This window comes from Flavobacterium sp. YJ01 (assembly GCF_029320955.1).
Classification (GTDB): Bacteria; Bacteroidota; Bacteroidia; order Flavobacteriales; family Flavobacteriaceae; genus Flavobacterium.
Map to the genome: position 1 here is coordinate 3,984,493 of NZ_CP119757.1, position 14,175 is coordinate 3,998,667.

The window sequence follows — 14,175 nt, forward strand, 5'->3', positions numbered from 1 at the left end:
TAAATATATAGCAAGATGGCAAAGAAAGGTAATAGAATCCAGGTAATTTTAGAATGTACTGAGCACAAAGCTTCTGGTGTTGCAGGAACTTCTAGATATATTACAACTAAGAACAAAAAAAATACTCCAGACAGACTAGAGATTAAAAAATTTAATCCAGTTTTAAAAAGAGTAACTGTTCACAAAGAAATTAAGTAATAATTAGAGATTTTTGTAAATCTCGAGTGGTTTTGCCATGAGAGTTTTATAAAAGCTTCAAATAACATTTGAATCATGGCAAAGAAAACCGTAGCATCGTTACAAACAGCTTCTAAGAGATTGTCAAAAGCCATCAAAATGGTGAAATCTCCTAAAACTGGTGCATATACATTCGTAGAATCTATTATGGCTCCTGAAGAAGTTGATGAATTCTTGAAAAAGAAATAATTACAATTACATTATATAGAAAAGCTACTTTCTTTCGGAAGTAGCTTTTTTATTACCTATATTTGTCTTAAAATTTAAAGAAGTACAACAATTCGCTCTTTTTAAACATGGATTCCCGCTTTTCACTGCAATTTTTTATTCTGAACCCCAGAATAAAAGGATTTTCGTGACAAACGTAGTTCACTGAACTCCGATTAAAATGAAAATTAAGTGAAGTAATCGGGGCTAGATTTAAAAACAATTGGCTTTCTTTAAAGATTTGGATTTCTGATAATTCAGAAGTCAGATAATCAAATAATCTACAAAAAATGAGTTTTTTTAAAAAATTATTCTCTACTGATAAAAAAGAGACTTTAGACAAAGGTCTTGAAAAATCAAAAACTACTTTTTTCTCAAAGTTAAGTAAAGCTGTAGCTGGAAAATCTAAAGTCGATGACGATGTTTTAGATAATTTGGAAGAAGTTCTTGTAGGTTCAGATGTTGGTGTAAATACCACTTTGAAAATCATTTCAAGAATTGAAAAACGTGTTGCCGAAGATAAATACCTAGGAACGGATGAATTAAATCAAATTCTTAGAGATGAAATTGGGGCATTATTATCTGAAACCAATACAGGCGAAGCAACAGAATTTGAAGTTCCGAAAGACAAAAAACCTTATGTTTTAATGGTTGTCGGTGTAAATGGAGTAGGAAAAACAACAACGATTGGTAAACTGGCGTATCAGTTTAAAAAAGCTGGACATAAAGTAGTTTTGGGCGCTGCCGATACCTTTCGTGCCGCAGCGATTGATCAATTGCAGGTTTGGGCAGATAGAGTAGATGTGCCAATTGTAAGACAAAATATGGGAAGTGATCCAGCATCTGTAGCTTTTGATACTTTACAGTCTGCTGTTGCTCAAAATGCTGATGTTGTTATTATTGATACTGCTGGACGTCTTCATAATAAAATCAATTTGATGAATGAGCTGACAAAAGTAAAACGTGTTATGCAGAAAGTTGTTGCTGATGCTCCGCATGATGTGCTTTTGGTTTTAGACGGTTCTACTGGTCAAAATGCTTTTGAGCAAGCAAAACAATTTACAGCGGCAACAGAAGTAACGTCATTAGCTGTAACTAAATTAGACGGAACAGCAAAAGGCGGTGTTGTAATTGGTATCTCAGATCAGTTTCAGATTCCTGTAAAATATATTGGTGTTGGAGAGGGAATTGAAGATTTACAGGTCTTTAATAAATACGAATTCGTAGACAGTTTCTTTAAATAAAATTATAATGAGTTTTGAATCTTTAAAAAATATATCTGCTGTTGCTTTTTATTTTGCAAGCGTTATATGTTTTGTGTTGGCTAATGTTTTGAAAGATAATAATCTATCAGTTTATTATGTTTTATTAGTTTTAGGGATAGTTTTCTTCTTTATGGGAGTTCTAAAAAGAATGCGTAGCAATCGATAATATATTATACCATATAAAAAAGAGCTTTTAAATTCATAAACAATTTTAAAAGCTCTTTTTGTTTTTATTAATACAACGCATTAATCTTCTCCCAAAGAGTTTTGTCAAAATCTGATAAAGCTAGATTTACATTGTCAGCGGCATCTCCCATTCTGATTACGACCATTTTCTTACTTGGAACAACATAAATTTTTTGATCATTTTTTCCTAAGGCCATAAACATATCGCTTGGTCCAGTTGGAATAACACTTCCTTGAAAGTTAAGCTGCGATTGAGGCAAATGATAGCTCGATTTACCATTGAGCCACCATAAATAACCATATCCTAAATTTATGTTTTGTGAAGTTGAAGTAGCTTCATTAAAAAAAGCTTCATTCAAAATGGTGTTATTTTCCCATTTTCCTTTGTTTAACATTAATAGTCCGAAACGTGCCATGCTTCTTGTGGTGCTTGTGTAAACGCTATTAACGCCAAGCTGTACCCAAATACCGTCCATCCCGATTTTATCTCTTAATTTGGTGTTGAAATAATTCTCCCAAGTTTGTTTGCTTGCTTTTGCCACAACATCTTGAAGTTTGACGTAAACATTATGATAGGCCCATCTTTTTCCCGCATCGTCTTTATAGATTAAATCTTCAGGATCAACATCGTCTGTGCTATCATCAAGTCCAGAAGTCATAGAAAGTAGATTTTTGCAAGTAATTTGGTTTTCTTGTACTAAAGTTTCACTTGTCCATCCAGTTCCAATATAATCAGATACTTTGTTGTTGATATTTAATAAACCTTCTTGCTGTGCGATTCCGGTCATGGTAGAGGTTAACGTTTTTCCTGCGCTAGCCCAATACCAGTTTGTTGTTGCGGTATGTTTGTTAAAGTAATTTTCTAAAACAATTCTTCCATTTACCAATATGATAAAAGATTTAGAGTTTTTGAGTTCTAAATAATCTAGAAGAGGTTGTACTGCATTTTGATTCCATTTTAGTTCAGAAATTGATTTTGTTTCCCAAGTGTTTCCTGTTAAGGGAGGGAAATACATTTTTTCATCAGGAGTCGAATTTGGATCTGTTTCAGATGAGTCTTTACTGCAGGATATAAAAAACAGCGCTAACAGGATTAAGTAAATTGATTTGGTCATGTTTTTTGTTTTTGGTTTGGGGTTTGACCAAAAATAGGCAAAAAAGTTTAATCTGTTAACGAACTTATTTTGAGATTTCTAAGGAATTATATTGGCATTTTTTCTTCGTTTAATTCCCATTTACTCCCATCATTATAAACAATGTAATAAACTGTGATTTTAATGATTTTATCAGCATCTGTTGAGAAATCTTCCCAGATTTTTGATTTAATTTCTCCAGGTTTTATTAAGCTGGTTATGTTTCCACTAAAATTTCCTTCACCATAAAAATAATTACCGCTTGCGGGCTCTTCAAATGCATTAATACAAAACCATTTAAGTTTTAGGGCTTTAATCATTTTTTTGCTAGAATTCTTGTAAACTATTTTGATATCTTTATGATGAGAATAGCTATTTTCTATTAGTATTGCTTTAACGATTTTTACTGGAGAATCTTCTGAATTTGCACTTTTTGAGATATTTTTTTCTGTAGAATGAGTGTCAGTTTTGCTTTCTTTTTCTTTTGAATGTTTTTCAAATTTTATAGGAGCTTTTTTCTTTTCTTTAGGTTGGTTGCATTTTGAAAATAGAAATATAGTGCTAAAAAATAGTAGTAATATTTTTTTCATTTTTTAATAGAAAATTGGTATATAAAATTTGATTTTTTAGTTTAGTTGTAAGCAGAGCATTTGGATATAAAAATCATTATTTTTTTAAATAAGCATTGCCTATAGAAGTTATTAAATAATCAGAATAAGGTATTTTACTGTTTTTTTTTGATTGAAATAATTAATGTAAAAGTATTTCTTTTGATGATTATAAGACTATCTTTGTAGTCCGAGAAAAATTTCTGCAAACAATAGCAAGACGCTATAATTGGCTAACAAAGTAAGTTGCTGCTAAAAAAAAATATATATTATTTATGAGAAACACTTTTATGATTTTGGTTTTGTCGCTTTTATTTGCGGGCTGCAAACAGGAGATTAAACCTGACGATATTGCTAAATTAAATGGCTATTGGGAAATTGAAAAAGTTGTTTTTGAGAATGGCGAAGAGAAAGAATATAAAATGAACGAAACTTTTGATTTTTTTCAAATTAAAAATAATAAAGGAGTTCGAACCAAAGTAATGCCTCAATTTGATGGTACTTTTTTAACGACAGATACGTTTGAAAATGTTTCAGTTCGTTTTGCTGGAGAACAGGCTTTTTTAGATTATAAAACAGATTATGCGAAATGGAGTGAGGAAATTATTTCGATTTCTGATGAAAAATTTGTAACTAAAAATCCGCAAAAAATAGAATATCATTATAAAAAAGCAGCACCCATAAATCTTTTAAACGATGGCGAAAAGACTAAATAGCGAATCTACAATTAGTGCTGTTTTACAACAGATTATTCAAGTGAATAAGCTACAGCCAGGAATGGATCAAATTGACGTGCGTGATGCTTGGAAACAATTGATGGGAAGCGGAGTAAATACCTATACCAGAAATGTTGTCTTAAAAGGCAGCACACTTTATGTAGAATTGGGTTCTTCAGTTCTTCGCGAAGAATTAAGTCACGGAAAACACAAAATTGTAAAAATGATTAATGAAGAATTAGGGAGAGAAGTGGTAAAGGATGTTGTGCTTCGTTGATTTTAGATTTTAGATTTTAGATTTTAGATTTTAGATTTTAGATTTTAGATTTTAGATTTTAGATTTTAGATTTTAGATTTTAGATTTTAGATTTTAGATTTTAGATTTTAGATTTTAGATTTTAGATTTTTCTATATAAAAAAACATTCGCTATGGCGAATGTTTTTTTATTTTTATGTGTAAGTTCAGCAATCTAAAATCAGAACTCTAGAATCATAAATTAAAACTGTTCTCTTCCCGCAAAGTGGAATGCACCTTCGATAGCAGCGTTTTCGTCACTGTCAGATCCGTGAACTGCATTTTCTCCGATAGAAGTAGCATATGCTTTACGAATAGTTCCTTCAGCAGCTTCAGCTGGGTTTGTAGCTCCAATTAAAGTTCTGAAATCTTCTACTGCATTTTCTTTTTCTAAAATAGCAGCAACAATTGGTCCGCGAGACATGAATTCAACTAATTCTCCGTAGAAAGGTCTTTCTGCGTGAACTGAGTAAAATGCTTTAGCATCAGCCACAGTTAATTGAGTTAATTTTAATGAAACGATTTTAAAACCACCATTAGTAATCATTGCTAAGATATTCCCGATGTGTCCGTTTGCAACAGCATCTGGTTTAATCATTGTAAAAGTTCTATTTGTTGCCATTTTTATATTTTATTAAATTTTGTGCAAAAGTATACTTTTTTTATGAATTGATTTTAATAAATTCTTAATTAAAATACGTTCGAATGCTATTTTGAAAAAGAAACTATAAAATCTCAAAATTTACAATAAATAAAGACGCACAACCGTGCGTCTCAGTATATTCTGGTTTTAAGGTTTAGACTTTAAAAATCAATTTATTTCGATAAAAGATCCATAAAATAAAAGACCAGATTGCGACATAGGTTAAGGCGCCAGCCAAAGAAGCCGCCATTGCATTACTGAATAATGGAGCAATTCCAAAGCGGTATAAATAATCTAATAAGTTGGTTTGTTCTCCCGGATTTGATGGGTTTTGAAAACGAATCATAACCAATGCCTGCGGAATAATCTGCGAAGCAAAGAATACTATCATTGGATTTACTCCCCAGATTATAAATAGTTTAAAGCCTTTTTTATATTCCTTAATATCAATTAAATAATATAAACCAGTTAAACAAACCGTGGCCAATCCAGTTGTATATAAAACGTAGCTACTTGTCCAGATTGATTTATTGATAGGAAAAACTAAATCCCAGATTATTCCAAGAAAAAGAAGAACGGTACCAATTCTCCCCATTGTAAGTGCTTTTTGTACTTTACTCGCGTTGAGTAATAAAATTTGTCCGATAAATAAACCAATAATTCCGTTTACGATTGATGGTAATGTACTTAAAATACCTTCAGGATCCCAAGTATTGGTTTCGTGATACATATGTCCTTTTAGCAAAACGCTGTCTACCCACGCAGCTAAGTTGGTTCCTCTGTCTAAATTAGCTTCGCCAATTCCAGGAACGGGAACTAAAGTCATTAATGCCCAGTATCCTAAAAGCAAAGTAATTGCTGTAATGATTTGTGTTTTTCTAGATGTTTTTAAATATAAAAGAGAAACCACAAAATAAACAATTGCAATACGTTGCAAAACTCCAGGTAATCTTACATCTTGATAATTTTCAAAACCTCCATAGGCTAGAATTAGATAAATTAAGAGTATTCCAACGGCAAAAATATTTTTTAATCGATTGCTGAAATTTCCCATTAGAGCATAACCAACGGCAATAGTAATAGCTAAACGCCCAATAAGAAGCGGAATTCCATCCAGTCCAAATAATTGAATTTTGCCGAAAAAGTTAAAGAAAATCCCAAGACAGAACATTCTTAATGATCGAATCAGTATTTTATTAAAAGTGGTACTGTCATAAGTTTTCTCTGGCATTGCTAAGGGCACTGCAACTCCCATTATAAAAATAAAAAAAGGAAATACTAAATCTGTTGGTGTACAGCCGTTCCAGTGGGCATGCAAAAGTGGCGGATAAACATTTCCCCAATCACCGGGATTGTTTACAATAGTCATCAATAGAATAGTCAGTCCGCGAAAGACATCAAGCGAAATTAGGCGTTCTCTTACCATTTGGTTAGTTAGTTAATAGGTTATAAAATATAATTCTATTTGGTTTGAGAGAGCAATAATTTCGGAGATGAGCTGGTTATTTGTTTCCGAAATAATTACTTTGAATTTTTAAAGATAATTATTTTAGATTATTATGATGTCAAAATTATGTTCTAAAGGTTTTAATTTATGAATTAAAAGCGGAATTAATTGTTCTCCGTTTTCTAAATAAAATTCAGAAAAATTGGTTTGACGTTCTTGAAGCCCGTAATTTGGAAACAATTCGCACTGTAAATCTGTAACGCGTTGCAGTTGATCTTGCAATTTCCTTTTTTGCGCTTTTAATAAACGTTTTTCCAAATTTTCTAAACCTTTCTTTTGCTTTATCTCTTGAGCTTTTACAGCTCCAGAAAAAGATTTGTCTGTTTTTTGAGCCAATTCAAATAGATAATTAAACTGTTTTTCTAGCGCTTCTTTTTGTTCTGTTAAATCTATTGGAAATGGCGAAAGTTTATGCGTGATTTCATTAATCAAATTCTCTGATTTGCTGAATAAGTCTTTCCAAGATAAATTTAAATTATCGGCTTTTTTAGCTTGTTTTTCGGTAGCTAAAAGAACAGAATTTCTAACTAACAAAATCGGAAAAGTAATATTAACAGCGTCAAAAAAACCTTTCAATTCTAACCAATAAGCAATTTCTCCGCCTCCGCCAATGTAACAAAGGTTTGGCAAGATGATTTCCTGATAAAGCGGACGCATAATTACATTCGGACTGAATTTTTCTGGATTGCTTTCTAACAATTTAAGAATTTCTTCTTTCGAAAATGTAATCTTAGTGTTGTTGACGATATATTTATCATTTTCAAAAATAATTCTCTCACGCAGTTTATCTTCAATGTAAAATAAATTAATCTCACGCGGATTTACCTGAACATTATAATTTTCAAGTTTTTCAATTGATTTTTGAACCGTTTTAAACGAAGTTTGATTTTCTAATTCTTCTTTAACAAAAGGAATAAAAGTACGTTTTAAATCGGCATTGTCTGCATCTAGAATAACTAAACCGTATTGTGAAAATAAACTATTGGCTAAAAAACGAGTTGCATCGGCAAGATTTTCGTGTTTTAAATAAGCATCTTCAAAAAGTTTTTTCAGTGAGTTTGCATTAGTGCTTGAACCTAATTCTTTAGAATAAACTTCAAACAAATCTTCTAAACCATTTGTAGAAAGTCTTCCTACAGGCCCAGTACTTTCGGCATTCCAACGGATTTTTTTTCCTTTAAAATTAAAATAATTAATCTCTTCAAAATCATGATCCTCAGTTGCCATCCAATAAACTGGCACAAAATTATAGGAAGGATATTTTGATTTTAATTCTTTAGTTAAATTAATCGTAGAGATAATTTTATATAAAAAATACAGTGGCCCGCTAAATAGATTTAATTGGTGTCCTGTTGTAATTGTGAAAGTATTCTCGAGCGCTAAAAGCGAAATGTTTTGTCTGGTTAAATCAGAAATTTCAATATTTTGATATTGCTTTTGCAAACTATCAACCAATACAGCTCGGTTGCTGTGGTCAAAATTGGCTGCTTTCTCAGCAATCTGTTTTTCGAAATTTTCTAGAGTTGGAAAATTATTGTACAGCGTTTTTAATTCTGTTTTCTGGTCTAAATAATCTTGCATTAGTTTAGAAAAATATCCAGAAGATTGAAAGCTGATACAGTCGGTAGGCATAATTTTAAATTTATTTTTGACAGCTGTAAATTTAAGCAAAATATACAGTTAAAAACGCTATTAACAATTGCTTAAGAATTGATATTTTGATTTTTATTTTAAAGCTCCGATAATCAATATTTTAATTTTGGTTCGAATTGTTGTTTTTAAAATGAAAAACACATGAAATTTGTTAAAAAATGTATAGTGTTCTAAAACTAATTCTTCTAACTATGAATTATTAATAATGAAACTATATTTTTGTAAGCAAAAAAAAAGTTATATCTATTTTACATGAAAACTAACCCAAATAAAAAGAACTCTCTAAAACATGTTCTTTTTGGAAGCCTTATTGGTACCACAATCGAATTTTTTGATTTTTATATTTATGCCAATGCTGCCGTATTGGTTTTTCCTCAATTATTTTTTCCAAGTGCAGACTCGACAATGGCAACGCTGGAATCTTTAGCAACTTTTTCTATTGCCTTTTTATCCCGACCGTTAGGTTCTGCATTTTTTGGACATTACGGAGATAAAATAGGCCGTAAATTTACTCTTGTTGCCGCTCTATTGACAATGGGGATTTCGACAGTTACAATCGGGTTTTTGCCAAGTTATGAAAGTATTGGTGTTGCAGCACCTTTGTTATTGATGCTTTGCCGATTCGGACAAGGTGTTGGTTTAGGAGGAGAATGGGGCGGAGCCGTTTTATTAGCAATTGAGAATGCGCCGCCAAATAAACGTGCTTGGTACGGAATGTTTCCGCAATTGGGTGCTCCAATCGGATTGTTGCTTTCTGGAGGAACTTTCTTATTGTTGACCGATTCTATGAGTAATGAAGATTTTATGAATTTCGGTTGGAGAATTCCTTTTATTGCTAGCGCACTTTTAGTTATTGTTGGTTTTTATATTAGAACTAAAATTACAGAAACGCCTTCATTTGAAAATTCTAAAAAAGAACAAGAAGAAGTAAAAGTCCCGTTTTTGACTTTGGTAAAATCGTATAAAAATCAATTAATCTTCGGAACATTTGCTGCCATTACTACATTTTTGGTTTTTTATTTAATGACCGTTTTTACTTTAAGCTGGGCAACTTCGGATTTAGGAATTGTAAAAAGAGATGGGTTGTTAATTCAATTGTTTTCGGTATTGTTTTTTGCATTGTTTATTCCAGTTTCGGCTGTGGTTGCAGATAAAATCGGACGTCGTAAAATGCTTATTCTGGCTACGGCTGCAATCGCCATTTTTGGATTTTTCTTCTCGTATTTTTTGAGCTCAGGAAATATCGTCTTAGTAACCATTTTTGCTTGTATCGGAATGTCTTTAATGGGATTTACTTACGGACCTTTAGGAACGTTTTTATCTGAATTATTTCCAACTACGGTTCGTTATTCTGGAGCGTCTTTAACCTTCAATATGGCAGGAATTCTAGGTGCGGCTTTTGCTCCAATGATTGCAATTTGGTTGGCTAAAACATATGACGTGAGTTATGTAGGTTTTTATTTAGTAACAGCAGCACTTATATCCTTAATTTCATTTTTGGTGATTAGTAAAGACGAACATAAGTTTTAGATTTGAAGAGTAAGATCTTATAAAAAAGTCCGCAAGGTAAATTACTTTGCGGACTTTCTTTTTATCTTTTTAAACTAAAATGGCCTCTAAATTCTTTGCCGTCTAATCTAATGGCTGTAAACCAATAATCTGTTGCAGGTTGAAGCTGACCTATGAAAGTTCCATCCCAAGAGGTATTAAGGCCTAATTCTTTTAACAGTTTTCCATATCGGTTGAATATTCTAATTCCAGTACCTGGTGCCAAATATGCAGAATCTATTGTCCAAAAATCATTGAAACCATCACCGTTTGGGGTAAAGAATTTTGGATAAGGAAGTTCTTCATCGAAATTGATACAATCACTATTTGTGGCTTCAAGAATACTTATTGTAAGAGGTATTCTGTCACTTTCGCAATTATTGATAGTTTGTGAAGCATAATAAGTTATTCTGTTTTCAAGAAGTGTTGATTCTGAAATAGGAATATTTGAATACTCATTTTCATACCATTTGATATTTTGTCCCGAAATTACAATATCACTTATTTTAGCATTCTTTTGGCTGCAGTATATTTGACGAGAATCTGCAATCGGGATTTGAGTGTCTTGTACTTTAACAGTTACAGCTAATCTTTCGCCTTCACAATTATTTAGTGTTTGCGAAACGTAATAAACAGCATTTTGCAATAATGTTGTTTCAGGCAAAATGTTTCCGTTTGTTGGAGAATCGTACCATTTAATATTCGTTCCTGTTATATTTAAATCTTCTAAAATTGCAATCTCATCAATACAAAATTGTTGGCTATTATTTCCAATTGGTAATGGTGTATCGTAAATTTTTACTAAAATTGGAGTTCTGTCTCCTTCGCATCCAATTGTTTGAGAGGCATAATAAGTTCTGTTATTTTCTAACAAAGTTGTGTTTGGTAACGGTGCCGCAGAAAAATTGGTATCGAACCATTGAATATTTTGTCCCGTTATTTGAATATCATTAAGAGTTTTGTTTTCTTTTTTACAAAAAGATTGCTCTGGATTTCCCGATGGAGCTGAAGGTGTATTTATAATAGAAACTGTAATTCCAAATCTAGAACCTTCACAATTATTTTCTGTCTGCGAAGCATAATAAGTTTTGCCATTTTCAAGATTCGTTGTTTCTGGTAATAGATTGCCATTTGTTAAAGAATCATACCATTTTATAGAATTTCCAGTTACTTGAATGTTTGCAATTGTTGGATTTTGTCCCGTACAAAATGACTGATTTGCATTTCCTGTTGGAGGAAAAGTAACCTGAATTTTAATTTTAACTGGAACTCTTTCACTTTCACAACCATTTATGGTTTGAGATGCATAATAAGTTGCGTTGTCTTGAAGTACGGTTGTGGTCGGTACAAGTGTTCCTCCCGTTAAGTTGCTGTACCATTTTATATTTTGTCCAGTAATTTGAATGTCATTCAATCCTGCATTTTGATTAACGCAGAATGTTTGTAAAGAATTTGCTGTTGGCAATGGCTGACTGGTAATTGTTATGGTTTGATTTTGTGTTGATGAATTACCGTTTCCATCATTATAATTCCATACAATTGTATAAGTTCCAGGTAAAGAATAAGATAATGGACTTGTAGTCGTTCCGTTAATTATTCCTGCACATGCATCTGTAGCGGTAGGAATTGCTGTTATTGCTGTTGTACAATCTCCTGTTATAGTTGGCAGATTAGTAACATTTGGAACAGGTTTTTCAATATCTCCAATAACGACATTTATTTTTTTTGTATCATCGCAACCTCCTGTTCCAGTGATTAAACAACTATATTCTCCGGTATTGGCAGACGTTGCATTTAAAATTGTCGGATTTTGATCTGTTGATGTAAAACCGTTTGGACCACTCCATAAATAATTAGTTCCTCCTGAGGCTTTTAGTTCTAATGTATTGCCAACGCAAACTGGGGAATTGCTTGATGCTAGAGGATTTGATAGACAATCTTGAAATTTAGCAATAAAAATACCAGTTCCAGTTGGTTGATGTGTTCCCTGAGTACCAAAATAATTAGGGACTACCGAAGTTTGATAATCAGTATGTCCGATAAGATAAATTTTATTGTCACTGCAGTAAATGTCTTGAGGCGAATCTGGAAAAGGGCTTCCGTAGTAGCTTCCCCATATTAATTTTCCATTGGTATTAAATTTTGCCATAAATCCTTCATCTGATCCATTCAAGTTTTCCTGATAAGAGTTTGGAGTTGCAATATCTCGATCGCTTCGGGTATTTCCTGTTATAAAAATATCCCCATTTGAAGTAATAAACCCGCTTGTGCATTTATCTGAATTTTGTGCGGAAATATTAGATCCATAATAAGTTCCCCATTGAATTTCTCCAGATGAATTGAACTTCGCAACAAAACAATCAACATTATTACTAGTCAAAGTTTGCTTGTAAGAATTGTTTGTTGCAATCAAATTAGTACTGTTTGTTAGACCAGCAATATATATGTTGTTTAATGAATCTATTCCAAGTGCCTTAATTTGATCGTAATAATCATTTACCGTAATAAAAAATGATGCATCACCACCATAATAAGTACACCATAAAACTTGTTGACAAGAAGGATTAAATTTCACAATGAATCCATCCATTCCATGAATTTGATTTTGATGCGCTCCTGCAGTAGTTATATTAGGATTGTCAGAATCGTATTGTGTATATTGACCTGCAAAGACCAAATTAGAATTATTATCAATCGCGGCATGTTTTATAATACCTGGAAAGTAAGTGCCGTAATTCCTAATACCCGAAGGAGAAAATTTAGCAATAAAACCACTTCCATCAAAATAATCAATAATATTTTGCTGATAGGCGTCATATGTAGCTATACCTGTTTTGCTATGGGTTTCTCCAGCAATTATAATATTTTCCTGACTATCTAAAGCTATAGTATTAATATTTACTAATCCATTTAGAGAACCGTTTTCTTCTCCTCCATAAAATGTTCCCCAAATTCTTTGACCATTTGAACTAAACTTCAGTAAAATTCCTTCGCCTGAAAAATTGTCTGACAATTGTTTGTGTCCGTCAGGAGTTGATAATGAAGTTGCTGCGCTATTGTTTCCTCGACCAGCAATATAAATTTCATTTTGACTATTGATTTTGGAATCTGCTATTATTGAAAAATTGATATATGTGCCCCATAAACGATTCCCATCAGAATTAAATTTAACGATATAACCTGTATCTCTGTTTGATGTATTTGTTGGTTGAAAAGTTCCCGATGTTGCTATATTGGATGTTAAATATGTTCCACCCGTAATTATTACATTATTTTGCGAGTCTGAATTTATGGTTAATGGACGATCAGGAGATTCATAACTCGAACCATTGTAGTAAGTTCCCCAAAGTCTAATTGGAACAGGATCGATTACAACGGTTTTTCCAGCTAAAAAATTGGCAGAACGAAATCCGTAAACATCCTTTTTAATTTTTCTGTATCCAACAATAATTTCTTTTTTATGACCTCTTTCTTCAATCCAACTGGCAGGAAGCGTTTCTTCCATCTTTCCAAAACGAACATTCATTTGAATTTTATTATCAACCAAATTTGTTTCAGCACCGTTAAATTTTAACTGAATATCCGAAATATTTCCTTTTGGATGAATGACAAAATTATATTCAACCGTTTTTTGTGGATCATCGGGAATTGTAAAAACGGCATCAATATTTGGATAGATATTTTTGTAGGTAATTTGTTTATACTGATAAACTCCAGTAATTCCTTCAGGTCTATTTGGAGTATTATAATAGTTGTCAAAATCAGTTGATTTTTGTTCCGTAATTAATTCAACTTTAGAATTGGAGTTTACAAAATCAATATCTATTCGATGAAAATTATATTCTAGATTAAATTCTTCTTTTCCTTCATTATCTTTTTCAGGAATTAAATAGGGAAGTGTTTTTGCTGTTTTAGAACGAACAATTGGAGTCTTTTTTACCTCATAGACATCATAAGAAAACCCATTTTTCTTTAGCTGAACATTTAATCCATTTGTATTCAATAAATACTTTACAGCCGTATTTGATTTTCCATTTTGGTCTACAATTTGTCCTTTATTTTCTTTAAAACCAATAGATTGATTTTTGTTTTGTGAAAATAAATGGACAGTAATAAGGAAAAAAATAAAAAGTAATATTTGTTTCATCTTAGTAATTTGGTCAGTGACAAATGTAAT

At 31.9% G+C, this 14,175-nt stretch carries 12 protein-coding genes; 6 read left to right on the forward strand and 6 right to left on the reverse strand.

Annotated elements, in window-relative coordinates; translation table 11 throughout:
• Window positions 1–15 precede the first annotated feature (15 nt).
• The 3 genes from rpmG to ftsY all read left to right on the forward strand — a co-directional run bounded on the left by rpmG (window position 16) and on the right by ftsY (window position 1,688).
• Window positions 16–198 carry a 50S ribosomal protein L33 gene (gene rpmG, locus P0R33_RS17585; RefSeq protein WP_011963553.1) on the forward strand — a complete coding sequence of 61 codons (183 nt, stop codon included), beginning with the start codon at window positions 16–18 and terminating at the stop codon, window positions 196–198.
• Between the two features lie 75 nt (window positions 199–273).
• Window positions 274–426 (forward strand): DUF4295 domain-containing protein, encoded by a 153-nt coding sequence (locus P0R33_RS17590; protein ID WP_070261881.1) that lies wholly within the window; start codon window positions 274–276, stop codon window positions 424–426.
• A gap of 308 nt (window positions 427–734) precedes the next feature.
• On the forward strand, window positions 735–1,688 hold the full coding sequence (gene ftsY / locus P0R33_RS17595; RefSeq protein ID WP_276172468.1) for a signal recognition particle-docking protein FtsY: 954 nt from the start codon (window positions 735–737) through the stop codon (window positions 1,686–1,688).
• A 254-nt stretch (window positions 1,689–1,942) separates the two neighbouring features.
• Here the strand turns inward: ftsY and P0R33_RS17600 are convergent, their stop codons facing one another.
• Both P0R33_RS17600 and P0R33_RS17605 read right to left on the reverse strand, forming a co-directional pair.
• Window positions 1,943–3,010, reverse strand: a complete 1,068-nt coding sequence (locus tag P0R33_RS17600; protein ID WP_276172469.1) for a serine hydrolase — start codon at window positions 3,008–3,010, stop codon at window positions 1,943–1,945.
• 86 nt (window positions 3,011–3,096) lie between these two features.
• Window positions 3,097–3,618 (reverse strand): hypothetical protein, encoded by a 522-nt coding sequence (locus P0R33_RS17605; RefSeq protein WP_276172470.1) that lies wholly within the window; start codon window positions 3,616–3,618, stop codon window positions 3,097–3,099.
• 293 nt (window positions 3,619–3,911) lie between these two features.
• Here P0R33_RS17605 and P0R33_RS17610 point away from each other — a divergent pair, with 293 nt between their 5' ends.
• Window positions 3,912–4,352, forward strand: a complete 441-nt coding sequence (locus P0R33_RS17610) for a lipocalin family protein (RefSeq protein ID WP_276172471.1) — start codon at window positions 3,912–3,914, stop codon at window positions 4,350–4,352.
• A complete protein-coding gene (locus P0R33_RS17615; protein WP_276172472.1) occupies window positions 4,333–4,629 on the forward strand; it encodes a DUF721 domain-containing protein in 297 nt (98 codons plus the stop codon). Before P0R33_RS17610 ends, P0R33_RS17615 begins: the two co-directional genes overlap by 20 nt.
• A gap of 220 nt (window positions 4,630–4,849) precedes the next feature.
• On the opposite strand, the gene P0R33_RS17620 is transcribed toward P0R33_RS17615, so the two are convergent.
• From P0R33_RS17620 to bshC, 3 genes are all read right to left on the reverse strand, one after another.
• Window positions 4,850–5,269, reverse strand: coding sequence for a nucleoside-diphosphate kinase (locus P0R33_RS17620; protein ID WP_276172473.1), 420 nt, complete (start codon window positions 5,267–5,269; stop codon window positions 4,850–4,852).
• Window positions 5,270–5,444: 175 nt separating this feature from the next.
• Window positions 5,445–6,716 carry a DUF5009 domain-containing protein gene (locus tag P0R33_RS17625; protein ID WP_276172474.1) on the reverse strand — a complete coding sequence of 424 codons (1,272 nt, stop codon included), beginning with the start codon at window positions 6,714–6,716 and terminating at the stop codon, window positions 5,445–5,447.
• 123 nt (window positions 6,717–6,839) lie between these two features.
• Window positions 6,840–8,429 (reverse strand): bacillithiol biosynthesis cysteine-adding enzyme BshC, encoded by a 1,590-nt coding sequence (gene bshC / locus P0R33_RS17630; RefSeq protein ID WP_276172475.1) that lies wholly within the window; start codon window positions 8,427–8,429, stop codon window positions 6,840–6,842.
• Window positions 8,430–8,702: 273 nt separating this feature from the next.
• On the opposite strand from bshC, the gene P0R33_RS17635 reads away from it, so the two are divergent.
• Window positions 8,703–9,980: an MFS transporter gene (locus tag P0R33_RS17635; RefSeq protein WP_276172476.1), complete on the forward strand. Its 1,278-nt coding sequence runs from the start codon at window positions 8,703–8,705 to the stop codon at window positions 9,978–9,980.
• 61 nt (window positions 9,981–10,041) lie between these two features.
• On the opposite strand, the gene P0R33_RS17640 is transcribed toward P0R33_RS17635, so the two are convergent.
• On the reverse strand, window positions 10,042–14,145 hold the full coding sequence (locus P0R33_RS17640; RefSeq protein WP_276172477.1) for a T9SS type B sorting domain-containing protein: 4,104 nt from the start codon (window positions 14,143–14,145) through the stop codon (window positions 10,042–10,044).
• Between the last annotated feature and the right edge of the window lie 30 nt (window positions 14,146–14,175).

Bases quoted from the DNA above. Each gene is read 5' to 3' on its own strand.
- P0R33_RS17600 (WP_276172469.1), bottom strand. From the start codon at position 3,010: ATGACCAAATCAATTTACTTAATCCTGTTAGCGCTGTTTTTTATATCC.
- ftsY (WP_276172468.1), top strand. From the start codon at position 735: ATGAGTTTTTTTAAAAAATTATTCTCTACTGATAAAAAAGAGACTTTA.
- P0R33_RS17640 (WP_276172477.1), bottom strand. From the start codon at position 14,145: ATGAAACAAATATTACTTTTTATTTTTTTCCTTATTACTGTCCATTTA.
- P0R33_RS17610 (WP_276172471.1), top strand. From the start codon at position 3,912: ATGAGAAACACTTTTATGATTTTGGTTTTGTCGCTTTTATTTGCGGGC.
- P0R33_RS17590 (WP_070261881.1), top strand. From the start codon at position 274: ATGGCAAAGAAAACCGTAGCATCGTTACAAACAGCTTCTAAGAGATTG.
- P0R33_RS17605 (WP_276172470.1), bottom strand. From the start codon at position 3,618: ATGAAAAAAATATTACTACTATTTTTTAGCACTATATTTCTATTTTCA.
- P0R33_RS17615 (WP_276172472.1), top strand. From the start codon at position 4,333: ATGGCGAAAAGACTAAATAGCGAATCTACAATTAGTGCTGTTTTACAA.
- P0R33_RS17620 (WP_276172473.1), bottom strand. From the start codon at position 5,269: ATGGCAACAAATAGAACTTTTACAATGATTAAACCAGATGCTGTTGCA.
- rpmG (WP_011963553.1), top strand. From the start codon at position 16: ATGGCAAAGAAAGGTAATAGAATCCAGGTAATTTTAGAATGTACTGAG.
- P0R33_RS17625 (WP_276172474.1), bottom strand. From the start codon at position 6,716: ATGGTAAGAGAACGCCTAATTTCGCTTGATGTCTTTCGCGGACTGACT.
- bshC (WP_276172475.1), bottom strand. From the start codon at position 8,429: ATGCCTACCGACTGTATCAGCTTTCAATCTTCTGGATATTTTTCTAAA.
- P0R33_RS17635 (WP_276172476.1), top strand. From the start codon at position 8,703: ATGAAAACTAACCCAAATAAAAAGAACTCTCTAAAACATGTTCTTTTT.